The following is a 24,456-nucleotide window of genomic DNA, read 5'->3' as shown; positions in this document are numbered from 1 at the left end:
CGGCGCCCTGCCTTGTTAGGGGGGAATATTTATCGTGTTCTTCACTTAATATTCAGTGTAGACGAATTGCTGTAAATGGGATGATTTGCAAACACTAATTTAGAATAATTTACTTCTCTCTTACTCCAAACCGCTATCCATATAGGCTGTGCAGGTTCACGCCGCTTTTAAGTACATGCCTTCAGCAACCTTTTGCAGCTTATTTTCAAACTCCAGAAGTAAAGATTCACTTTGCCCCATAACCAATATGCCACCTGGCTCAAGCCTTTCAATTAGCATTGCCTGAATGCGCTTCATGTCACGTAGTGAAAAATAAATCATTAAGTGGCGGCAAAAGATTAAGCAAAAACGACGTTGTGGTAGCAACGTAAAGCAATTGCCCACTTGAAAGGTAACTGGAGCGGTAAGCGCAGGTTTAAATGCCACCAAGTCCTGGTGTTTACGGTAATATTGATGAAATACATCGGCTCCTCCAGCTCGCTGATAATTCTTCGCATATTCGGCGACATTATGGAGTGGATACAGGGAGGATTTTGCCTGCAAAATTGCATGCTCGCTGATGTCAATGGCCACGGCACTGAAACTAATGTGCCTCGCCACTTCGCGCATGAGAATCATAAACGATAGAACTTCTTCCCCCGATGAGCAACCTAAAAAGGCCACTTTTTGTGCTGTGCTTTTACCAATACATTCCGGCGCGACACGTCTTAATTCGCGAAATGTCTCTGGCTCTCGAAACATCGTTGTGGTAGTGATCAACAACGAATCAATCAAAAGCTGAGTGCGCGCATCCTGCCCTTCAAGCAACAGTAAAATATCGTTTAACGAATAATGAGGGAACCGCAACGAAAAGTTCTGAATTTGATAGGCAAAATACACATCTGAGATATGACTCGTATCAATGTCGCACTTTTGTTCAAACGCTTCCCGTAAAGCGATAAGAAATGCGTTATTTTCTGTGCTCATTTTACTTACACTTTCATGCACAGCCAAGCATATACCACAGCCAACAAGCGATTACTCTCAATGGGTTTTGAGATAAAATCATTTGCCCCCAACTCTATACACTTTTCTCGCTCGCCCAGCATTGCTTTTGCAGTGACGGCAATAATGGGAATAGTCGCTAAAGTATCGGTTTGTCGAATCTGCTTGATACATTCATACCCGTCCATAACGGGCATCATGATATCCATCAGAACCAGATCACACGTTGCGTTGGTCAGCTTCTTAATTGCTTCTTGCCCATTAGAGGCAATATCAACAATAATGCCCTCGTCTTTGAGTATCTTCGCGACGGCAAAGGTGTTGCGCATGTCATCATCTACCACCAATACACGTTTATTTTTCACTTTACATTTTGCATCTTGAAAGGGCAAAAACGGGATAGCGCTTGTTGTTTGCGGATCAAAATGTAAACCGCGAATAAACAGCGTGGCCTTTTGAATCAATGCATGCTCTTCGAACTCATCTGCAATAATGTAATGCCCTTCAAAGTCTTTTAATTCGTCCTCGCTTTCTTGGGAATTAAAGCGCGTTAAGAGCACCTTGGGTGGATTAACCTGTTTAGATACGTGTTCAAGCAACTGCACGACATCCTCAAACGGAATCACATGGCAATCACATATCACCACAGACGCTAAGCCATTTTCAATCACCTCGTTTGATGCTTTAACGCTGCTAAACACGCTAAATTGAATGGCGTACTCATCTAATAGCTTAGTGAGCCGTTCACTTTCTTTTTTACCTGCAATAATCGCGATGGAATTTCCCGACAGCTGAGTTTGGGAAGAAAACAAATTCACCGAATGTTCAATATGGTCGCTATCTAACGGTTTTGTTAGTACCCCAAGCCCCCCAACTTCTAGAATATCCCGCACATTGATTTCACTGCCTGTCACCACATGAACGGGTATATCTCTAAGATCAGGGTGCTGTTTCATGGTTTTAAGCAGCTCCAATCCAGACACATCGGGCAGACCAATATCGAGCATAACCCCGAGCGGAGCGAGAGCAATAGCTTGTTGTAATCCTTCTCGCGCAGTACCGGCGATAGCGGCATCAAATCCAAACTTTTCGACCATTTTGGCCAGTGATTTTGCCAGCCCTTCATCATCCTCGACAATTAAAATATAGTGACTTTCTTCACCATGCTGGGTCACCACGCCCTTTGGCGAACTTGCTTCATCAGACGTTGATAGTGAGCGGCTGGTATCATCATCTGAAGTAGGCTGCTTTTTGTCCTCACGCAATCCAGCATCGTCATGTGTTAACAGATTTGGCGATGTTGGTGCGCTATCACCATTAAGCACTTCATCAAGCCCATCATCTTGAAAATCCACCGGCATAACGAAACGAAATATACTGCCCTTGTTCACTTCACTACTCACATCGATATACCCGTTCAGTAAATTGGCTAGCTGCTTACAAATAGAGAGCCCTAACCCCGTGCCACCATATTTTCTGCTAGTTGAGCCATCTTCCTGTTGGAATGCATCAAATATGAGCTCCAATTTACTTTCGTCGATGCCAATACCTGAGTCTTGCACTTCAAATACAACAGCATGATCAATCTTCAGATTTTGACATGTCTCTTCATCCGCAGGCGATATCCGCACCCGAACATAACCCGATTCAGTAAACTTGATCCCATTACCCACCAAATTTTTTAGAATTTGCATCAAGCGGGTTTTATCTGTTTTAAAGGTTTCAGGGCTTCGTTCTGTTTGCACCTCAAACGACAGTCCTTTGGCTTGCGCCATATGGTTAAACATTGCCATGAGGCTGTTTTCAATGTCTTGTTTAGTCACCTCCGTGATATGCAATGACATCCGTCCTGCTTCGATTTTTGACAGATCTAAGATGTCATTAATCAAGGTAAGCAGCTCTGAGCCACTTTGATGTATGATTTCGGCCGATTGCACCTCATCATCATTTAAATGCTGATGTTTATTGGCCGCTAACTCTTTAGACAGCAACAACAAGCTATTAAGGGGCGTGCGAAGTTCATGAGACATGTTAGCCAAAAACTCACTTTTATATCGGCTTGCCTGCTGCATTTGCAGGGCTTTCTCTTCCAGTTTCTCTTTTAATAAGCTCAGGGTGTGATTTTTCTGCTCGAGTTCTGAGGTTTTTTCTTCCAACTCAACATTATTACGTTTTAGTTTGAGTTGCTGTTGTTCTAAATCTGCGCGAGATATCTCCAAAGCCTGCGTTTGCTCTTCCAACTTAACTGATTGCGCTTTGGTTTTTTCCAGCAGCTCATTCACTTTATCTCTGGCTTGCAATTGGTCTATCGACACACTAATAGGCTCAAGGGTTAGGTTTGCATACTCAAGCACCCCTTCTTTCACTGCTTGCATAAAGGCCAGTTCAATAATGCCTTTTAACTCTCCTTTGTACACGTAGGGGATAATCGCCAAACTGCTGGCTGAGGTTTCACCCAACCCACTCGAAATAGTCAAATAGTCTTCACTAATGCGCTCAAACACTATCGGCGACTTCTCAATCATAACCTGACCAATTAAGCCATCGCCTGCTTGCCATGTGCTGGTTTCAATTTTGCGACGGGTATAACCTCGACTAGCAATTAGCTTGGCACTCTCTCCTTCTACAAGGTAAAAGCCGCCTGCTGAGGCACTGATATGCTCCATCATCACATCCAATACATTTATTGCTAAATCTTGAAGCGAATCGGTAAAGCGAAGTTCTTTATTTAAACTATTTATGCCATTTTTGAGCCAATCTCGATGATAATTTTCTTCCTCACTTTGGCGTAATGACACCAACATATCTCGCAAGGCAAACAGCAAACTATCGCGCTCACTTCTGGGGACAATTTCCAGCTTATAATTGTGTTGTGCAATTTGCTTGGCCTGTTCTTCTATGCTCATAAAACTGGATTGCAAACTGTTAATGGCCGTTCCCAGTTGATCTTGCTCACTAATGACAGAAAAAGGTTGGTCTAAAATCCCCTTAGACATGGCTTGCGCTTGTTTTATCACGGCATCTAAATTTTCAGACACGCGATTAACGGCGGCAGACAGCTGGCTCAGTTCATCTCGTCCGGAGGTGGCGAGCTTCGTTGACGACACATACCCCAACGCCAATTCATCCGCTTTTTTGCGAATCCCGACAATGTAGTCAGATAAGTAGCGTGAAAACATAAAAGCGATCGCGCAGGAAACCAGCACCATGACTAAGGTTGCATACTTAATAATGGCAAGAATGGCGTTTTCTGCTTCGCTAAACTCCTCAATATGCCGTACTTCAAGTTCACTCACGATCACCTGAATTTTATCGATATTGTCAAAGATATCTTTTACCAATGGCAACGCCCGACTCGTCAGTAAATAGCGCGCATTGTTCCAACTCGGTTGCGAGCGTTGAATAATAATTTTACGGCTGGCCACTGCCACATTCGGCATATTGAGCTGTACAATATCCCAGTCTTTTTGCAACGAAAAATCATTGGGCATGTCGGTTTGAATCAATCGCTCTTCTAAGAGTGCCAACTTCCCCTTAATGTCTAACTCCAATTCAAAAGACTGGTTCTGTAGATAGGCTGCAATATCGGCAGATAATCCCGCCGTTAAATAGCGGATATCTGCTAATGCCGTAATGACTGACACTTCATTCAAAGAGGAAGATTTGGTCATAAGTCGGGTTAAGGCACTCAACACCACTTTCAAATTAGGCATCAGGGCGTTCTCATAGGTTTGCCGTGCAGGGATATTGCTGGCAGCGCCGACATATCCCTCAATTTCCCCTTGAATTTGCCGAAATTGTTGAAACTGTGAAGACATTTCATCAACCAGTAAGGTAATTTGTCGCTCTTGTTCGTACTCTTGTAGCGTTAACATATGGCGAGAAATAATACGCCAGGCTTTTGCGCGTCGCGCGAGAAAATCTTGACGACCTTTCTCTTCGTTGCCCAACAACATATATCCGCGTAAAGATGCCATTGAGGTTTGAAGCTCACTTTCAATTACCAATAATGATTTAGTTAGGGGCATGACCTCCGATGCAAGGTGATCGCCCATTTTTTTAGCCGTGTCGGTTTTGCTGTAAATCACCAACAAAACGATAACGAAGGTTAAAACAATACTGGAAAATGCGAACAACAGTTTGTGCAACAATTTCATGTGTACCTGCCTTTGAACTAACAATGGCGTGAAACCGCAAACTACGCCCTCTGACTAACATTTCTTTGTTTTCGAGTATGACTTAAATCTATTTCAGCAAGGCTAGAAACGCGCTTTCTTCTAAGGGTTTGTAAAAGCAATACCCCTGAAACATGTCTATTTCCAGCTCATGTAATTTCTCCGCTTGCTGCTCGACTTCCACACCTTCTGCCACAGTGGTAAGCCCGAGCGCGTTTGCCATATTGGTAATCGCAGAAATGATGGCGATATCGTCAGCGTCATTGAGTAAGTCATCGACAAACGACTTATCAATTTTTAACGTATGAATAGGCAACTTTTTTAAATAAGCCAGTGATGAATAGCCCGTACCAAAATCATCTATCGATACCTTAAAGCCGTGTTTGGTCAGCTCCTTTAACACTTGAACAGCCGATTCAATATCGTTCATTAACGTCGATTCTGTGATTTCAAGCTCAATTGAATCTGCACTGACACCCGCCTCTTTAATGCACCCCATCAACACATCTAGCAATGAAGGATCCAAAAATTGCCTACCTGATAAATTGTACGACATCAAAATGCCGCGTTGCTTATCTTCTACTTGCTTTACAACCTTACAAAACTTTTTGAACATATTGTGGCCAAGAGGCACTATCAGGCCCGTTTCTTCGGCGATAGGAATAAACTCAACGGGGGAGACCTCGCCTTTAACAGGATGCTTCCACCGTATCAAAGCCTCAGCGCCACACAGGTTCCCCTCAAAGTCCACTTTCGGTTGGTAGCAGAAATAAAAACTGTCTTGTTCAATCGCATCATGCAAATCTTCAAGCATCTCGATACGATCTTTTAAAGAAATTTGTAAACTGGAACGAAATGCACTGATGTCATCATCGATTTTCTTCATTGCGTCATGCAGCGCAATATTGGCATCACGCAAAATATCGTGAGAGTAACGATAAATATCCGTATCGTTAATCACAGCGGCTGAAAATGTAAGGTGTAAACTTCTGTCTTCTGGCGGCAAAGGGATGACTATGGGGCGCAAGATTTCGCGTCTTGCCCAAGCCACAATCTCCTCTTCACTTCCAGCATCTTCCAGTGTAAAAGCCAATTGATCCGTTTCTATTCGTGCAATGGTATCTTTTGGGGAAACCAAGGCAGACAAACGGTTCGTAACTTCTAACATCACGCGATCACCAAAATGATGGCCGTAACTGTCACTGACAAGTTGATAGCGGTCGACGGATATCACCACGACGGCGAAATGCTTAATCAACTTAGACGTTCGACTTTTAATTAGCATATCGAGCTTGTCTAAAAAAGCTGAGCGGTTCAACGTGCTAGTGAGAGGGTCTAGCACTTTTCTCGCAGTAATATCACTGATGGAGCCTGCCATACGATAAGCCTTGCCATTAGTATGGCGAATGGCCGTGCCGCGCACTAACGTCCAGCGGAAAGAGCCATCGGTATGCTGCATACGACACTCATGTTGAAAATAATCGTTTACGCCGTTGAGATGGTTACGTAAGTCACGGTTAAAATTAAGCACATCATCTTCATGTATGCGTTCAATAAAATAGGAAATATCTTTGGTGCATTCCCCGCCGTCGGCACCAATAATTTGCATCCAACGACTAGATAAGAATATTTCACCAGTTTGAATTGACCAATCCCACAAACCGTCTTTTGCCCCTCTGGCAGCCAATGAATAGCGTTCATTAGCATTCCCGATATCTTTGTCTAGCTGACGAATAGTGAGTACGTTTTTAACGCGTGCGAGTAAAACGGGAATATCGAGCGGTTTAGAAATGTAGTCGTTTGCACCAAGCTCTAAAAAGTTAACAATGTGAGTGGAACTCACATCACCACTAATCATAATTACAGGCAAGGCGACCGCAGAAAATCGTTTACGAATCGACACTAAGAGATCACCGCCTGTACCATCTGGCAGCCCCACATCAAGTAAGACGAGATCAAAGCGATTTACAGCTAAAAGCTGATGGGCAGAGGCTAAGTCTTCGGCTAAATACAGATTCTCGTAGCCATAAGCTTTCAATGACTCACGGATTAGGGCAGAACTGACAGAATCGTCCTCCACTACGAGGAGTTTCGCTCCAGCAAATTGCATATATTCAACCTTGGTTAAGCGCTCTCAGCCAAATAATCACCTTGCTAATACTTGTTAATAAAAGCGGTAAACTAATGTCTGACTATAGTCTATATATGCGAAAAACGATATTTAGGCTCAGAGTAATTATAATAATGAAAGCACTTTCATTAATAGTGAACAAATAACGCCAGTGACTCAGCAGCAAACCAAAGTATTGAGCCAATAAAAATGATAATGACAATGAGCCTCACTGAGGCCAAGTTGTCCAGTTTGCGCTCAAAATACTGATTCGATAGCTCAGTAAACTGTTGCAGCATATACATAATATTGGCTTTCGCTGATAAATAAGATTGATCCATTAAAGACGTCATAATGTGGTGCTGTGAATCAGTAGTATCAACTGTATGAGAGGGAGTTTGATTGTTTAATCGATACATGGCATCCAGCTCTTTGCCGATTAAGGTATCACTTAAATTAAGTGCATATTCAAACTTGTTCTCGATATCATTTGGTAAAGCTAACATGGCTAATTCATCTTTAAGCGCAAAGTGAATATCGCTTGCTTGATACTCCACCTGCCCAGCAATTACCTGATCCCAAAAATACACGTTTATGTTTTTAGGCAGTGGCTCTGCGCCCGCACGCGCATCGGACAGCATTTGAAAGTAATCAAAATACTGGCCCTGCCCCGTCGCCACATGCAACCGAGCAAGCTGTGTCAGCATATCAGAGCTACTTTTAAGATCCCGTGCTAACAGTTGCGCCTTATACTTATTTGACAGCAGTTGACCATGATATTCTTGTGAAATCACGAGTAAAATAGACAGTATCAGCGAACTGAGGAAGGCGACAAGCGTCCTACTCGCTTTAGCAGACGTTATCTGATTCATACGCACAAGTTGCCTTAGTATTATTTACATCGCGTGATTTCATTGCATACTTCCTCAGTTAAACTTCGTTACCAAACAACAGATACCGCTCTGCACGCTCTACCCGCCTCGGTTTTCCTGCAATCACCAGAACATCACCAGCCATCACAACAGTATTGTCGTCAGGCTCTGCAATTTCCACGTTATTTCGTCGCAATCCTTTGACCGACACCCGCATTTTCGATAAATTTAAATCAGAAATCGTTTTTCCATTGGCGTTGGCTTGATGCGTCACACTAACCGCGTGCATTAACTCTAGCCTATCGTGGGTTTCATAATTGATTTCCGTGGATTCTCCCGGAAAGATTCCTTGCATGTGTCGGTAGTGACCTTTTCGCTCTATTCGCACGCGCTTAAGGATCCGCGACATTGGCACACCCGACAGGTGTAACACTTGAGACGCCAGCATTAAGCTGCCTTCTAATATTTCAGGCACCACCTGTGACGCCCCTGCCATATATAGCGCTTCTAAATGGTGAACTTTTCGGGTTCTCACCACAATAGGCACATCAGGATTAAGTGAAGACACCAACTCAACCACATTCACAGCTCGGGCGGGTTCATCAAATGTTAATAGCACGAGCTTAGCCTGCTCTACCCCGACGGCACGCAGAATATCTTTCTGTGACACATCGCCGAACGTGACAGGCTCGCCTGCAGATCGCGCTTCTTGCACTCTCACGGGATCGGCATCCACAGCCAAAAAAGAGATTGCCTCTTTTTTTAATAGCCGACTCACCGATTGCCCAACACGACCAAAACCGAAAATTAGCACATGGTCGGCATACTTTCCTTGTTCGAACTCGATTGAATGGGCGATATCATCTGAGATAGGTGAAGTAACCAGTTTTTGCGCAAACACTAAGCTTCGATTTACTAATAATGGTGTGAGCGCCATGCTAAGTAACCCCACAGAAATAAACAGTGACGCCTGATTTTGCGAGATCAACGCGTTGTTAACAGCAAGGGCTGCAATAACAAAACTAAATTCTCCTATTTGACACAACTTGATACCCGATGCCCACGCATCTTGAGGATCACCTTTAAATAGCCACGCAGATGCACGAATAATAAATGCTTTAATGGGCATAAGTAATGCGGCTCCAAGCAAGATCCAATGAAGTTGCGCTATCATCACCGATAAATCCAAACGCATACCAATGGTAATAAAAAACAGCCCCATAAGAATATCTCTAAACGGCCGAATATCTGCCTCTAGTTGATGGCGGTATTGGCTTTCACCTAACATCATACCCGCTAAGAATGCGCCTAAGGCCATCGATAAACCAAACCAAAACGTTAATCCTGCTGCGAGTAGCGCCACAAAAATCGTCGTGAGTACAAACAGCTCATCGGTGCGGGTTTGTGCGATTTCCGAAAACAGACGAGGCAATAACCACTTACCTACCGACATTAAAATCGCGACGACGATTGTCCCCTTTAGCAGTGCCATCGCTATCATTAGCGCCATGCTTTGTTCAGAAGGGTTAGCCAGAAGTGGAATGAGAATCAGAATGGGGACCACAGCCAGATCCTGAAAAAGTAGCACACTCACCGCCATTTGTGAGCGACGGGTGTTGAGAATCCCCAGCTCTGAAATTTGCTTTATCACAATTGCGGTCGAAGACAATGCCACCATCGTACCGATAACAAACGCCGTACTTAGGGTTAACCCGCACAATAACGCGACCAGCATAAAAAAGCCCGTGGTAAGCACCATTTGTCCGAGGCCGACACCAAACACCATATGCCGCATTGCAATCATTTTAGGCAATGAAAATTCTAGCCCAAGGGAAAAAAGCAGAAAGACAATACCAAGCTCTGCGAAAAGCTGAACCTCCTCAGGATGTTCAAAAAGCGCCAAAATATCGTGACCCGCCAAGATACCGCATACCAGATACGCGAGGATTGGTGGCAAGTTTATACGTTTAAATAACCATACCATTACAATCGCAACACTCATAAGTATCAGTACATCAAAGAAAATGCCATGCATATTAGATATCCTCTCCAATACCAAAAAGATCTTGGCACGTTATCTGCATTTTAACTAAGCGTTCATCTTCTTTTTTGGTTTGCTTAGATTATCGCCAAGATTTTGGCAGGAGCAGTTTGTGGAACAAATTCGTTATTCATCATCATCGTTTGACAGCGTATTTTCGATTGACCACCTCCAATCTGAATTGAGTCAATTTGACCTTAATACATTTATGCAACAGCTTCTCACCACCATAGACTTGAGAGAGTTAGCTGAGCTTTATTTTTGTCATCTAGCAGGAAAACTTAACCTTGCTGGTATGCGCATTGTATTTAATGAAGATAGTCTCACCTTGGGCGATACACAAAAAAGCCGTAATGTCAGATATCTGGATTTTAAGCATGACGTTGCCGATCAGCGACAAGTGCTAGCCAAAGCGGAGTACTTTTTCAACCACGTACCAAGTTTAAAAGAATCTGCCATGTTGAAAGAATTTCACGGCTATATGAGTAAACCTATAAAAAATGCCTTTGAACATCATCAACTTAAGCAGTTAGCAATGAAAGACCATCTCACTTCATTGGGTAATCGCCGAAGCTATCAGGAGTCACTTCATCGGATGCTAAGCGACGCCAAACGCCACAATCAAAGCTTTGGTATGTTGGTAATTGATTTAGACAACTTCAAACAAGTAAACGATATTCACGGACATCTGGAAGGCGACAATGTTATTCGGGCCATGGCTGACATCTTAACGCAAACATTGCGGGACTCAGATTATGCATTTCGATTTGGCGGCGACGAGTTTTGCTGTTTGCTACCCGGGAGCTTGCCGGAGCACAACGATATCGTCGCTCAACGTATTATGGATCATGTAGCCAATCATCCGTTGCTAAAGAGATACAGTGTTTCGTGCAGCATTGGTAGCGCCATTTATCAGCGTGAAGATTGTGAAACAAAACTATTTGAACGTGCTGACAGAGCCCTATATCACGCAAAAAATGCAGGAAGAAGTTGCTTTATCGCTGCGTAAGGTATTTTCTCTTACGTGGCGAGAATCCGCCGCGATGGCAAATTATCGCCGTATACCTGTTGCCTTATTGCAACAAGTTTTTAACAACAACCCTATCTTTTAGCAATACAGCCTGAATTTCATTTCCATACATCAGTAACGGGATGTGCTTTCGAACCCAAGGCGCGACTTTCCATAACTTTAACCATTGTTTTAGTGGTTTAGACATTTGCGCATTCTCTGGCTTAAAGCGTGCAGTAAGGTGCCCAAAACTGAGTACTGTTCCCTCAGGCAAAGTCAGCGTTACCGCTTCCTGCTGCCCTGTAATAATCGAACACACTGGCGGCGCTAAACAAACATAGTTATGTGCCGTTTCTAAACGCTCAGGCAATGCACAGGCGCTCAGTGTCCAGTAAGAATTTTCAACACTATCATGTTCTTGCAAGCGCCAGTCACACACTGTATTGGGTATAGTGTTTATTGGGTGCAAAGACATGTCTTCTGGCGCAAACGCATATAAATGAGAGTGAAAGCGACGAACGTGGTAATTTCCCACAACAACCAATGGCTCAGCATCATCTTTCGCCTGCATAAGATTAAGTAGCTGGTTCAACTGTGCGTCAGAAGGCATTGCCATGTCACGTTTTTGCAACCACCCTCTAACCAATTGCTTTTGCCAAGCATGGGACTCTGTAGCAAGAGCGGTGAGTGACAATCCACCTGATTCGTTGACGATGTCTAGCAATTTAGTTTGCACCACTTCGTCAAGTAGCATCACATTGTCAGCGCATTGTTCTGCACTGCGTTGTGCCGTTTTGCATATTGATGGCCAGCGTTCTTGCATAAGAGGGATGATTTGGTGGCGAAGAAAATTGCGATCAAAACGTTCGTCAGTGTTCGAATCATCTTCTATCCACGTTAATTCATGCTCCTCAGCAAACGCTTCTAGCTCTTGGCGATCATAATCGAGCAATGGTCGACATACACTTATTTCTGACGATAACTGACGCTGTTTAGCAATGCCTGATAGCCCCTTTGGCCCCCGACCTCGCTTTAATTGCAACAATATGGTTTCAAGCTGATCTTGTGCATGGTGTGCGGTAAGTACAACACTTCCAGTGTCGCACGCCTGTATAATCGCATCGTAACGGGCTTGCCGAGCAGCCGCTTCAACGCCTACTTTATTCACGTCAGCCACCGTCACCCGTTTCCCAATAAAAGCAATGTCTCTGGCTTCACATTGCGCCTGACAAAACGCGAGCCACTCGTCGGCATACTGACTCAATCCATGATGAACATGAATCGCTTTAAATGCTAGATGCGGGTCACTCTGTTTCAACCGGCTTTTGAGAAGACATGTGGCGTGAAGCAGCACCTGAGAATCAAGCCCGCCACTATAAGCAATGACGAAGGTCTTTACATTGTCGAGTGCAGAGAGTTGCGAGTAGAGGTGCTCAAGTAATTTCATAATAAAAAGCCGCCAGCTGAAAGTTCAGATGACGGCCTATCTAAACGGTAATATGCTTAACAGTAACCGAAATCCATAATCTTGTCATACCGTTGCTGTTTAAGCTCTTGTTTCGATAGTGATTTCAGTTGGGCTAGTTGTTGTTTTAAACACGCTTTTAAATTCGCCGCCATACCATTATGATCGCGGTGTGCGCCTCCTAAAGGCTCTTCAATAATTGTGTTAATCAAGCCTAGCTCTTTAATCTGGTTAGCACTGACTCCCATTGCCTCAGCAGCAAGTGGCGCTTTTTCTGCGCTTTTCCACAAGATAGATGCACAACCCTCAGGAGAAATAACCGAATAAGTACTGTATTGCAGCATGTTCACTCTGTCACCGACACCAATTGCCAGCGCGCCACCCGAGCCACCTTCGCCAATCACTGTACAAATGACGGGAACATTCAATTCAGCCATTTCTTTTAAATTGCGGGCAATCGCCTCACTTTGACCGCGTTCTTCCGCGCCTACTCCCGGATAGGCCCCTGGCGTATCAATAAACGTGATAATTGGCAGATTGAATCGCTCGGCCATGTGCATAAGGCGAAGCGCTTTGCGGTATCCCTCTGGTTTTGGCATACCAAAATTGCGCTTAATTTTTTCGTGTGTATCTCTACCTTTCTGATGGCCGATAATCATAACGGGTTGGTCGTCAAGTTTGGCCAGCCCGCCAATAATGGCTTTGTCATCCGCAAACGCACGATCACCTGCCAACTCATCAAAGTCTGTAAAAATACGCGGGATATAATCCAGAGTATAGGGGCGCATCGGATGGCGAGCGAGTTGAGACACCTGCCATGCACCCAGATCAGAGAAGATTTTTCGCGTAAGTTCAGCGCTTTTTTCACGAAGTTTCGTGATTTCCTCTTCGATACCGACATCAAATTCGCCGCCTTGATTAACTAGACGAAGCTCTTCAATCTTTGCTTCTAATTCTGCAATCGGCTGCTCAAATTCTAGATATTGTAAACTCATTCCATACCCTGACGTTTGTCGTCGTCCATTTGCCCGATACTTAATATGTATCTAAAAGCCCCAAAATCAAGTTCAACTACTTGAAACGCCACCATTTATTCACTTTTATCGGCACAGTTCAAGCAATATTAGTTAAATGTTTTAGTTTTTGAGCACTTTGAGCCAAACACACGACACATTAATTTAATGGAACTGCATCTGTACCTTGTCTTTACTAAGAAACTGTTGCAATTCATATAATAACTGGTCTTCCGGTGTCACATACCACTGTGCACCAAGCGCTAATGTGACTTCTGCATCAGGATGCAATACCCGCATTCTCACTGGGCAACTTCCCCCGCTGAATTGTTGCAGTATCGCTTGAAGTTTGCTGACCTGCGGCGGTTCACACCACTGTGCATTCACTTCTAATTCGATCCATTTCGCATTTTTTTCACGCGCTTGTACGATATCCATAGCGTCACGGGCAGTTATTGTATTGCCACCTGAGTAATCATCAAAGCTGACCTGTCCGGATATCAGCAAAATTCGGTCAGGTTGCAGAATTTCTTCATAAGTTTCGTACATATCGGGGAAAAAGCGAACATCCATACGTGCACTTTTATCGTCAAGCGTCACGATGGCCCAACGTCTCCCCTTTTTATTTACCATCACACGCACACCAAGCACCAAACCGCAGGCAGTTGACATACTGTCTTTGCCCATCGGTTTCAGATCGATTAAACGACCAGAGCTGTAGTGTTTTAGCTCAGCTTCATACTGATTAATTGGGTGTCCGGTTAAATACAGCCCAAGCGTTTCTTTTTCGCCATCAAGCCACACTTTTTCTGGCCATTCAGGTACATTCGAAAAAGCTTGGCGCACTTCTTCAGGCTCAGTGGTAAGCAGGCCAAACATATCAGACTGACCGAAAGACTCTGCTTTTGCGTGCTGATCGGCGGCGGCAATTGCTTCAGGTAGCGTGGCCATCAATGATGCTCGGTGAGGGCCTAAATTATCCATCGCGCCCGACAGTACTAGCTTTTCAAGAACGCGCTTATTAACACGTTTTAAGTCAACTTTGGCGCAAAAATCAAAGAGGTCCCTAAATGCACCTTGGGTTTCACGCGCTTCGATGATCGCTTCGATTGGACCTTCGCCCACACCTTTAATAGCGCCAATGCCGTAAACGATGCGGCCTTGTTCATCTACCGTAAACTTGTAGCGTCCCGCATTTAAGTCTGGTGGCAAAATGGTTAGCCCCATTCGATTACACTCATCCACCAAGGTCACGATTTTGTCGGTGTTATCCATATCTGCCGACATTACCGCAGCCATAAACTCAGCAGGATAGTGTGCCTTTAACCAAAGCGTTTGATATGACACCAACGCATAAGCGGCAGAGTGTGACTTGTTAAAGCCATATCCGGCAAACTTCTCTACAAGATCGAAGATTTTCATCGCCAGTTGGGGATCGATATTATTTCCCTTAGACCCCTCTTCAAATACCGCGCGCTGTTTTGCCATCTCTTCAGGTTTTTTCTTACCCATCGCACGACGAAGTAAGTCAGCGCCACCCAGCGAGTAGCCAGCCATTTCCTGCGCGATCTGCATAACCTGTTCTTGATACAGGATAATCCCATAGGTTGGCTGTAGAATTTCTTGTAGACATTCGTGCTGATATTCAGCGTCTGGGTAGGAGATCTCTTCTCGACCGTGTTTACGATCAATAAAGTTATCTACCATGCCCGACTGCAATGGTCCGGGACGAAACAAGGCAACCAAAGCGATTATATCTTCAAAGCAATCTGGCTTGAGGCGCTTAATCAGGTCTTTCATGCCGCGGGATTCAAGCTGGAATACGGCAGTCGTCTCAGCATTTTGCAGCGTTTTAAAACTCTTCGAATCTTCCAGCGGAATCGCGCTGATATCGATAGTCTTGTTTTGCCCAGACTGAATCATGTCGATGGCCCACTGAATAATCGTCAGTGTACGTAAACCCAAAAAGTCGAACTTCACCAGCCCAGCAGTTTCTACATCGTTTTTATCAAACTGGGTAACGGGGTTGTTGCCTTCATCGTCACAATAAAGAGGAGAAAAATCAGTAATTTGCGTCGGCGCAATCACCACGCCCCCCGCGTGTTTACCAGCATTTCGTGTCACGCCTTCCAAAATGCGCGCCATGTCGATCAGATCTTTGACTTCCTCATCTTGATCATACAATTCAGGTAATCGGGGCTCTACCTCAAAGGCTTTTGATAGCGTCATACCCGGATCAGACGGAATCAACTTTGAAATTCGATCGACAAATCCATATGGGTGTCCAAGTACACGTCCTACGTCACGCACCACCGCTTTGGCCGCCATCGTACCAAAGGTAATGATTTGCGATACAGCTTGCCGTCCGTACAAGTCGGCTACGTGATCGATCACTTCATCACGTCTATCCATACAAAAATCGACGTCAAAATCGGGCATCGAAACACGTTCTGGATTCAAAAACCGCTCGAAAAGTAGATCAAACTCAAGAGGATCTAAGTCGGTAATTTTTAGTGCATAAGCCACCAGTGAGCCTGCACCCGAACCTCGACCTGGTCCAACAGGAATACCGTTATCCTTACTCCACTGAATAAATTCCATTACAATAAGGAAGTAACCAGGGAATCCCATTTGGTTGATTACATCAAGTTCGATTTTTAAACGTTCATCGTATTCGGGGCGCTTTTCTGCACGCTCTTGCTCATCGGGAAACAAAAAGACAAGGCGTTCTTCAAGGCCCTCTTCAGACACTTTGACTAAGAAGTCTTCAGTGGTCATGCCACCTGTGGGAAACTGCGGTAAAAAATACTCACCTAAGCGCACGGTAACATTACAGCGTTTGGCAATCTCTACGGTATTTTCTAACGCTTCAGGAATGTCAGCAAACAGCGCCTGCATTTCTTCTGCGGTTCGAAGATATTGTTGTGCACTGTAGCGTTTCGGGCGTCTTGTATCTTCCAGCGTATAACCATCGTGAATAGCTACTCGAATTTCGTGTGCTTCGAAACCTTCTGGGTCAATAAAACACACTTCATTGGTCGCAACCACCGGAAGCGCATGTTGCTCAGCCCAAGCGACAGCAGCATGAAGGTAGTCCTCTTCTCCTGCACGCCCTGTCCGAATCAACTCAAGGTAGTAATTGTCATTAAAGTGCGTGGTATAAAATGCGGTGATACGATTCGCTAACTCGGTATTACCTTTTTGCAGCGCTAGTCCCAAATCACCGTCTTTGCCACCAGATAAAATAATGACACCATCAGCATGATCGGCCAGCCAAGCCTGATCTATTACCGCTCTATTTTGCACATAGCCGCGTTGATAGGCCTTTGAAATCAAGAGAGTAATGTTGCGGTAGCCTTCATTGCTACTTGCCAATAGCGTTAATCGAAACAGCTGTTCTTCCAGTGCGTCGCTTTGCACCCAAAAATCCGTTCCGATTATAGGCTTAATGCCATTATTATGCGCATCACCGTAAAACTTAACCAACCCACACATATTCATCTGGTCAGTGATAGCCACGGCTGGCATATTGTTTTCTTTCACTTTCGATAAAATGGGCTTGATCTTATTCAGTCCATCCATCATCGAAAAATCACTGTGTACTCGAAGGTGTACGAAATTCACAGAGTCCATAGTTTATACTCCACTCAAGCCTAGCTGAGCAGTTGCAACCTGCACGGGCTTGAAGCTCATTCGATGCACCGGCAAAGGCCCTAGTATATTGAGTTTTTCTAAATGCAGTTTAGTCGGGTAACCTTTATGTTTGTCAAAGCCATAGTCTGGATATTGCTGATGAAGCGCCAACATTTCTGCATCGCGCGTGACTTTTGCCAGAATTGATGCAGCAGAGATTTCAGCCACAGTGCCGTCTCCCTTTACAACAGCTTCACTAGCATAGTGCCAAGCAGGGCATCGATTTCCGTCTACTTTGACGTAATCAGGCTGCGTGGATAATCCCTCCACCGCTCTGGTCATTGCCAGCATCGTGGCGTGCAAAATGTTTAGCGAGTCAATTTCTGCCGGTGTCGCTCTGCCAATATGAAAGCAAAGGGCTTTTTCACGTATTTCGTCGTAAAGCGCGAGACGTTTTTTCTCTGACAGCTTTTTAGAGTCATTTAATCCAGTAATGGGTTTACAGGGATCTAGTATGACGGCAGCTGTAACAACGTCCCCAACTAAGGGGCCGCGTCCAACTTCGTCCACTCCCGCTATAAAGTGTGGCACGTTTTGGTTACTCATGAATTAGGTTAAGGACCGAATCGGCGGCTTGTTTATCTGCGTGACATTTTAATTGAAGATGAATCGAATGGAAGCAAGCAATATCTTGTTTTTGCTCTCCACTAAGCAACTTGTTAAGCAGGGGCACCATCACCTCCGAGGAGACATCCTCTTGAAGCAGTTCTGGCACAATTTCGCGATCAGCCAATAAATTTGGTAAAGCGAAAAACTTTGCCTTGTATAGCTTTTTCATCATTTGATGCGTTAGCCAATTCAGCCTATAAGCAACCACCATTGGCCGCTTACACAGCATTGCTTCCAGCGTTGCTGTTCCTGAGGCCAGCAACACAACGTTAGAGGCTATCATCGCTTGTCTGGACTGCCCGAGCACAAGCATCACCTGCTCTTTTATCCCCGACGTTCGTAATGCTTCGTCGATTTGTTTGTAGCGGGTTTCATTTGCCGCAGGAATCACAAAGACGCGTTCGGGCGATTCTTTGCGTAATTGCCGAATCGTGTCGAGAAACGGTGGCAATAACATTTTTAACTCAGTTCCCCGGCTTCCCGGCAACACTGCAACCACTTCAGCCTCTTGAGGGATACCTAAGTGTTCGCGGGCTTCATTTCTGTCTGGCTCAAGTGGAACATCGTCCGCCATTGTATGCCCCACAAACTGACATGGGAAGCCATGCTTGTCATAAACACGCTTTTCAAACGGCAGTACACTTAGTACGAGATTTGTTGCTTCTGCAATGCCATAAATACGATTTTCACGCCATGCCCATACGGTCGGGCTAACATAGTGAACTGTTTTTATTCCATTGGCTTTCAGCTTTTTCTCAAGAGGCAAGTTAAAGTCAGGCGCATCGACACCAATAAACACATCAGGTGGATTACTTAAGAAGTGATTTAATACGGTTTTGCGGATATGTAATAACCGTCTAATTCTTGATAGCACTTCAACCAGCCCCATCACCGACAGTTCTTCCATATCGAACAAGCTTTTACAGCCTTGCTCAAGCATCTTAGGCCCAGCAATACCTTCAATAATGGCGTCAGGATAGGCTTGTCTGATGTGCGACAACATTCCCGCCGCTAAAATATCACCAGACGCCTCTCCTGCAACAATGCCAATTCTAATCGGTTGATTCGGCATAGTTTATCGAACAATGCCTCGCTGAGAGCTGGCGACGAATTCCGCTAAAAGCCCAACCTCAGGTGTAGCTTCAACCATTTCGCGCATTTTCTCGACCGCTTCTTCAGCACGATTACCATTACGATAAAGCACTTTGTAAGCACGTCGAATTGCCATAATAGTATCTTTCTCGAAGCCTCGACGGCGCAGCCCTTCGGAGTTAATACCATGGGGAGTATTATTTACCCCACCGACCATCACATAAGGTGGAATATCGCGCAACACGACAGAGCCGCCGCCACAAAAACTGTGAGAACCGATTTTACAAAACTGATGCACGGCCGTCAGGCCACCTAGAATGACATGATCGCCAATATGCACATGGCCAGCAAGAGTGGCATTATTTGCCAGAATATTGTGGTCACCCACCATACAATCATGCGCGATGTGCGCATAGGCCATAAACAAGTTGTCGGAACCGATTTTTGTCAAGCTCTCATCTTGTACTGTACCTCGATGGACAGTACAGGCTTCACGAAAAATATTCCTGTCGCCAATTTCAAGGCGAGTCGGTTCGCCCGCATACTTTTTATCTTGGCAATCTTCACCGACCGAGCAGAACTGATAAAAATGATTATTTTTACCAATCTTGGTAATACCTTTAACCACAACGTGTGATTCGATAACTGTGCCTTCGCCGATTTCAACATCGGCACCAATAATGCTGTAAGGGCCGATCTTAACATTATCGGCCAACTTTGCACTGGGATGGATAATCGCAGTTTGATGGATCACGGATTACATTTTCCTCATTGCACACATGAATTCGGCACTGCAAGCTTCCATTCCATCGACAGAGGCAATTCCTTTGAACTTCCAAATTCCGCGCTTTTCTTTAACTAGTTGAACGTCAAATTGCAGACGATCTCCAGGTACTACAGGTCGCTTAAATCGCGCATTATCTATGCCTGCGTACAAGTATAGATCATCTGTATTTCCAACCGATTTAAACCCTAAAACGCCGGCAGCCTGTGCCATAGCTTCTAAAATAAGCACCCCCGGAAAAATAGGCTTTCCAGGAAAATGCCCCATGAAACAGGGTTCATTAATAGTAATATTTTTATAAGCCACAATTGACTCACCCAGCACGTAATCTGTTACACGATCAAGTAACAAAAACGGGTATCTGTGAGGTAGTAATTCTAAAATCTCTTGAATTTCAATTGTGTTTAACGTGTCGGACAAAGCTCGCTCTCCTTCAATAAAAAAGCTGTTTTCACAGCCTTTTATTTCTCTATTTTTTTCTCAAGTTCTTTGACACGCTGGGTCAGAGAGGTGATATTTCTAAGCCCGACCATGGATTTTCGCCATTCCTTATTGGGCGATGCAGGCACACCAGAAGAATATAAACCCGGTGTATCAATGCCTTTTGTTACCATACTCATGCCAGTAAAGTGCACATTATCAGCAATTTCAACATGACCTGTTATCGCAGACATACCCGCAATAGTACAGTGTTTACCCACTTTCGTACTGCCTGCAACAACGGTACAGCCTGCGATAGCGGTATTCTCACCTAACTCAACGTTATGGGCGATTTGACATTGATTATCAATGATCACGCCGTCATGGATTACGGTGTTATCAATTGCGCCACGATCTATCGTCGTGCTTGCACCAATTTCTACACGATCGCCAAGAATCACTGTCCCTACTTGAGGTATTTTTACCCAGCGACCTTTGTCGTTCGCATAGCCAAAACCGTCACTACCAATCACAGCATTTGCTTGAATTAAGCAATGCTCTCCGATTTGGACATCATGATAAACAGTCACATTGGCCCAAAGCTTAGTATGTTTTTTAATGGAGGCATTCTTACCAATAACACACCCGGCTCCAATTTGAACATAATCGCCTAATGTAACGCCCGACTCTATTACAGCATTTGCACCAATTTTAACGCCGTCCCCCATTGATACGCTATCACCAATAACCGCACTACTAGCGATTTCGCTAGCTGCATCGGGTGTGGTGTCTAATAACTGCGCCGCATAGGCAAACCCAAGATAAGGGTTTTCCGTCATAAGCGCAGAACAAGAACAATGAGGTAAGTCGTCTGGATGCAAAATAACGGCCTGCGCCGTCGTGTCTTCCAGCTGGCTACGATACTTGCTATTTGATAAAAAGGAAATCTGACCAATGCCAGCATTTGCTAGCGTACCAATAGAATGTATTGATGTTGACGCTGAATCGCCCTCGTGAAGGTGTAACTCAGCGCCGATATGATCTGCGATTTCCTGAAGAGTATAGGATTTCATTCAGGCCCAGTAATTATTTAACTTTGCTAACGCGCTCTAGTACTTTTGTTGACAAATCAAACTCAGGCTTAGCATAAATCGCAGCCTGACCTTGCAGCACCATGTCAAATTTCTCTTCTGATGCGATAGCATCAATAGATTGACGAATAAGTACAAGCAACTTGTTGCGCTCTTCGTTAGAACGCTTTTGAATATCTTGTTGAAGCGGTTGTGCTTTTTCTGCGTACTCTTTACGCATTTCCATAATTTTTGCTTCTAGATCTTTTATTTGCTGCTCATTCATTGTAGCAGCTTCACGCTGGCGTTTGTTTAATTGGTATTCAATGTCTTTTTGAAGACGATTGACTTCTTCCACACGGTCCTTGAATTCATCTTGAATCATTTGTTGAATTCCAGCTGCCTGAGGCATTTGAGAAAATACCTGCTCGACGCTAACAACACCAATTTTTTGTTCCGCCATCGCCGCAGAAGTAAATAGCATGCCACTCAGTGCAGCTGTTGCTAGTAGAGATTTTGCGAATTGTTTCAAGAGATGCTCCTTAAATTAAATATCAATCTTCGTTGATTTACTCGAATTAGAATGTTTGCCCAATATTGAACGAGAAGAATTTCATGTCATCACCATCACGTTCTGATAGAGCTCGCGAGAAACTAAATACCATAGGTCCCATAGGTGAGAGCCATTGAACAGACAAACCCGCTGAAGCACGGTATCGCTTCCAATCACTGTAATCAGCCAATGGATCGCTACCATTTCTGATATTTAGATCTTTGTACTTGTCATAGTCAAACTCTGTGTCCCATACGTTTCCGATATCAACAAAGAAACTGCTACGCACAGACGTATCATACTCATCTTCAATAAATGGCGTAGGTACGATAAGTTCAATTCCCCCAACGGCCATGGCGTTGCCGCCAAGTGAGCGTGGTGAAACGACCAGTTCACTCACTTCACTACCAAGACCAATAGAATTACCATTTGGGTCTACAATAGACTGTGTTTCCTGGTATACCCCACGTGGCCCTACCGTATTGTTTTCGAATCCGCGAAGGGTATCACTGCCACCTGCTGTAAAGTTTTGAGTAAATGGCAGTATTTGATCAATACCATTAATATCACTGTAACCATTACCGTAACCCAAACGAACTCTGGCTAAGAAAGACCAGCGCTGGCTCGCAGACAGAGGAAAATAAAATTTTCCGTCATATATGGTTTTAAAATAATTAACGTCTGAATTAGGTGTCGTAATACTAAAAGAGGCTGACTGGGATGAACCAGCCGTTGGAAACAGACCACGATTCAACGTGCTGCGGCTCCAAGCTACACTGCCTAGATACGTTTGATAATCGATAGGCGCATCAGGATCGTTAGGGTCTAAAAACTGGTTATAAAAACGTGTAGTCTGATCATAAGATGTGCGTCCTGCAGCCAACTCAACATTTGAGTAGGTTAAACCAAATGTGATTCGATTAAACTCATCAATAGGGTACCCAACGTTGGCGCCCAGTGAATATTGCTTGCTGTTATATTGAATCAAATTCGCGTTTCCAGCGTCAAATTCGCTGTACGACAATGAGCCCCCCAAACTGATTCCATCTACCGTAAAATAAGGATCTGTATAAGACAGAGACACACTTTTCTGGAACGAAACGGTATTGATATTAAACGCCATTCGTTTCCCTGTGCCTAGGAAGTTATCTTGCGAAATGCCGGCTTGAAGGCTTAACTTGGTTCTGTCGCCATATCCAACACCCGCTGTAAATGAACCAGAAGGCTTCTCTGTTACCGAGTACTTAACGTCAACTTTATCTTCTTCTCCAGGAAGTCGAATAACCTCGTAATCAACGTTATCCATGTAAGTAAGTCGAGAAATGCTATTCTTAGACGACTCAAGGAGTGGGTTTGATAACCATGTCCCTTCCATTTGGATGACGTTATGACGAAGTACTTCATCAGAAGTAATCGTATTACCTTCAAAGAATACTCGTCTCACGTTGATACGTTTTCCAGGGTCAACCGACAAGGTCAACTTAACGGTTTTATCTTCATCATTAATATCTGGAACCGTTGTCACGGTGGGATAAGCATAGCCAAAGCGTCCCAGATACTTACTAATGAACTCCTCGGTGTATGTCACCTCAGCCTGGCTATATAAGCGCCCTTCGACCAGCGGTAATGCACTCTCAATAAACTCTTCATTACCCAGCAAATCTCCAACAAGCTCAACGTCAGATATTTTATATTGCTCACCTTCAGAGACATTCATCGTAATATAAATGCCGCTCTTTTCCGGTGTCATTGAAACCTGTGTAGAATCAATAGAAAAGCGTAAATAGCCTCGGTCCATGTAGTAACTGGTCAGCGTTTCCATATCACCAGATAGCGTTTGCTTTTGATATCGCGTTTCAGACATGAAGTCCCACCATGGCGTATCAAACTTCAGTTCCATTTGATTGAACAATTCACCGTCAGAATACACTTCGTTACCAACGATGTTTATTTGCTCAATCTTGGCAGCATCGCCCTCTTCAAACAGCAGTTTTAAATCAACACGATTGCGAGGGAGAGGTGTAACAATGGCAGTCACATCAGCATTGTATTTACCGATACTATAAAAGAAATCTTTTAGGCCATTTTCGATGCTGGTCAGAACCGTTTTATCCAACGGTTCACCCACACGAATATCGTTACCTTCAAGACTCTCCGACAGCTGTTCATCTTTAATATCATCATTGCCTTCAAAGATGATGTTACTGATAGTTGGACGTTCCTTCACACGTACGACAAGAATGTTGTTGTCGCGTAAAATCTCGATATCTTCAAAGTGGCTTGACGAGTATAAAGCACGAATCAGCTGAGCAATACGAAAGCTATTCATCTGGTCACCTACCTGCACGGGCAAATAGGTAAGCGCAGCACCCAGCGCAACGCGCTGAAGTCCTTCAACTTTTATATCTTCTACGATAAATTTCGCATCTTCTTCAGTTGCGGCTGCGGCCTCGGCCAAGCTAGCACTGGACACTAATAGCCCGGCTACTACTAACTGTTTCAACTTCATTTATTAAAATTCTTCCTAACCATTTTTTTGGTTTGTGCTGCGCTTGATAGTTGCAAC

General features: G+C 44.3%; 16 protein-coding genes. 1 reads left to right on the top strand and 15 read right to left on the bottom strand.

The features are described 5' to 3' along the window. Positions 1–156 precede the first annotated feature (156 nt). The 5 genes from OE749_RS09910 to OE749_RS09890 all read right to left on the bottom strand — a co-directional run bounded on the left by OE749_RS09910 (position 157) and on the right by OE749_RS09890 (position 10,176). Positions 157–966: a CheR family methyltransferase gene (locus OE749_RS09910; RefSeq protein WP_263712293.1), complete on the bottom strand. Its 810-nt coding sequence runs from the start codon at positions 964–966 to the stop codon at positions 157–159. A 5-nt stretch (positions 967–971) separates the two neighbouring features. After that, positions 972–5,141: a response regulator gene (locus OE749_RS09905; protein WP_263712292.1), complete on the bottom strand. Its 4,170-nt coding sequence runs from the start codon at positions 5,139–5,141 to the stop codon at positions 972–974. 88 nt (positions 5,142–5,229) lie between these two features. Then, positions 5,230–7,269 (bottom strand): putative bifunctional diguanylate cyclase/phosphodiesterase, encoded by a 2,040-nt coding sequence (locus OE749_RS09900; protein WP_263712291.1) that lies wholly within the window; start codon positions 7,267–7,269, stop codon positions 5,230–5,232. Positions 7,270–7,418: 149 nt separating this feature from the next. Then, positions 7,419–8,141, bottom strand: a complete 723-nt coding sequence (locus tag OE749_RS09895) for a hypothetical protein (protein ID WP_263712289.1) — start codon at positions 8,139–8,141, stop codon at positions 7,419–7,421. 58 nt (positions 8,142–8,199) lie between these two features. Beyond that, complete coding sequence (locus OE749_RS09890; protein ID WP_263712288.1) at positions 8,200–10,176, bottom strand: monovalent cation:proton antiporter family protein; 1,977 nt, start codon at positions 10,174–10,176, stop codon at positions 8,200–8,202. Positions 10,177–10,294: 118 nt separating this feature from the next. Here OE749_RS09890 and OE749_RS09885 point away from each other — a divergent pair, with 118 nt between their 5' ends. Further along, on the top strand, positions 10,295–11,191 hold the full coding sequence (locus tag OE749_RS09885; protein ID WP_263712287.1) for a GGDEF domain-containing protein: 897 nt from the start codon (positions 10,295–10,297) through the stop codon (positions 11,189–11,191). 64 nt (positions 11,192–11,255) lie between these two features. Here OE749_RS09885 and tilS read toward each other — a convergent pair whose 3' ends face one another. From tilS to bamA, 10 genes are all read right to left on the bottom strand, one after another. After that, on the bottom strand, positions 11,256–12,638 hold the full coding sequence (gene tilS, locus OE749_RS09880) for a tRNA lysidine(34) synthetase TilS (RefSeq protein ID WP_263712285.1): 1,383 nt from the start codon (positions 12,636–12,638) through the stop codon (positions 11,256–11,258). Between the two features lie 56 nt (positions 12,639–12,694). Then, entirely contained in the window at positions 12,695–13,651 is a 957-nt protein-coding gene (gene accA / locus OE749_RS09875) for an acetyl-CoA carboxylase carboxyl transferase subunit alpha (RefSeq protein ID WP_263712284.1), read from the bottom strand. Positions 13,652–13,834: 183 nt separating this feature from the next. Beyond that, the gene (gene dnaE / locus OE749_RS09870) at positions 13,835–17,302 is read right to left on the bottom strand and encodes a DNA polymerase III subunit alpha (RefSeq protein ID WP_263712283.1); all 3,468 of its coding nucleotides are present in this window, start codon (positions 17,300–17,302) and stop codon (positions 13,835–13,837) included. A 3-nt stretch (positions 17,303–17,305) separates the two neighbouring features. Then, a complete protein-coding gene (gene rnhB, locus OE749_RS09865; RefSeq protein WP_263712282.1) occupies positions 17,306–17,893 on the bottom strand; it encodes a ribonuclease HII in 588 nt (195 codons plus the stop codon). Between the two features lie 7 nt (positions 17,894–17,900). Next, positions 17,901–19,043: a lipid-A-disaccharide synthase gene (lpxB, locus tag OE749_RS09860; RefSeq protein ID WP_263712281.1), complete on the bottom strand. Its 1,143-nt coding sequence runs from the start codon at positions 19,041–19,043 to the stop codon at positions 17,901–17,903. Between the two features lie 3 nt (positions 19,044–19,046). Beyond that, the gene (gene lpxA, locus OE749_RS09855) at positions 19,047–19,817 is read right to left on the bottom strand and encodes an acyl-ACP--UDP-N-acetylglucosamine O-acyltransferase (protein ID WP_263712280.1); all 771 of its coding nucleotides are present in this window, start codon (positions 19,815–19,817) and stop codon (positions 19,047–19,049) included. A 3-nt stretch (positions 19,818–19,820) separates the two neighbouring features. Next, entirely contained in the window at positions 19,821–20,267 is a 447-nt protein-coding gene (gene fabZ, locus OE749_RS09850) for a 3-hydroxyacyl-ACP dehydratase FabZ (protein ID WP_263712279.1), read from the bottom strand. 41 nt (positions 20,268–20,308) lie between these two features. After that, complete coding sequence (lpxD, locus tag OE749_RS09845; RefSeq protein WP_263712278.1) at positions 20,309–21,340, bottom strand: UDP-3-O-(3-hydroxymyristoyl)glucosamine N-acyltransferase; 1,032 nt, start codon at positions 21,338–21,340, stop codon at positions 20,309–20,311. A 13-nt stretch (positions 21,341–21,353) separates the two neighbouring features. Beyond that, positions 21,354–21,869: an OmpH family outer membrane protein gene (locus OE749_RS09840; RefSeq protein ID WP_263712277.1), complete on the bottom strand. Its 516-nt coding sequence runs from the start codon at positions 21,867–21,869 to the stop codon at positions 21,354–21,356. A gap of 46 nt (positions 21,870–21,915) precedes the next feature. Continuing rightward, positions 21,916–24,399: an outer membrane protein assembly factor BamA gene (bamA, locus tag OE749_RS09835; RefSeq protein ID WP_263712276.1), complete on the bottom strand. Its 2,484-nt coding sequence runs from the start codon at positions 24,397–24,399 to the stop codon at positions 21,916–21,918. Positions 24,400–24,456 lie beyond the last annotated feature (57 nt).

The sequence above is a fragment of the Fluctibacter corallii genome, assembly GCF_025751585.1.
GTDB classification, from domain to species: domain Bacteria; phylum Pseudomonadota; class Gammaproteobacteria; order Enterobacterales; family Alteromonadaceae; genus Fluctibacter_A; species Fluctibacter_A corallii.
The sequence above is the reverse complement of the archived record's forward strand: the minus strand, read 5'-3'. Positions and strand labels throughout refer to the sequence as shown.

Bases quoted from the DNA above. Each gene is read 5' to 3' on its own strand.
- OE749_RS09895 (WP_263712289.1), bottom strand. From the start codon at position 8,141: ATGAATCAGATAACGTCTGCTAAAGCGAGTAGGACGCTTGTCGCCTTC.
- bamA (WP_263712276.1), bottom strand. From the start codon at position 24,399: ATGAAGTTGAAACAGTTAGTAGTAGCCGGGCTATTAGTGTCCAGTGCT.
- dnaE (WP_263712283.1), bottom strand. From the start codon at position 17,302: ATGGACTCTGTGAATTTCGTACACCTTCGAGTACACAGTGATTTTTCG.
- OE749_RS09910 (WP_263712293.1), bottom strand. From the start codon at position 966: ATGAGCACAGAAAATAACGCATTTCTTATCGCTTTACGGGAAGCGTTT.
- accA (WP_263712284.1), bottom strand. From the start codon at position 13,651: ATGAGTTTACAATATCTAGAATTTGAGCAGCCGATTGCAGAATTAGAA.
- OE749_RS09890 (WP_263712288.1), bottom strand. From the start codon at position 10,176: ATGCATGGCATTTTCTTTGATGTACTGATACTTATGAGTGTTGCGATT.
- OE749_RS09905 (WP_263712292.1), bottom strand. From the start codon at position 5,141: ATGAAATTGTTGCACAAACTGTTGTTCGCATTTTCCAGTATTGTTTTA.
- tilS (WP_263712285.1), bottom strand. From the start codon at position 12,638: ATGAAATTACTTGAGCACCTCTACTCGCAACTCTCTGCACTCGACAAT.
- lpxD (WP_263712278.1), bottom strand. From the start codon at position 21,340: ATGAAATCCTATACTCTTCAGGAAATCGCAGATCATATCGGCGCTGAG.
- lpxB (WP_263712281.1), bottom strand. From the start codon at position 19,043: ATGCCGAATCAACCGATTAGAATTGGCATTGTTGCAGGAGAGGCGTCT.
- OE749_RS09900 (WP_263712291.1), bottom strand. From the start codon at position 7,269: ATGCAATTTGCTGGAGCGAAACTCCTCGTAGTGGAGGACGATTCTGTC.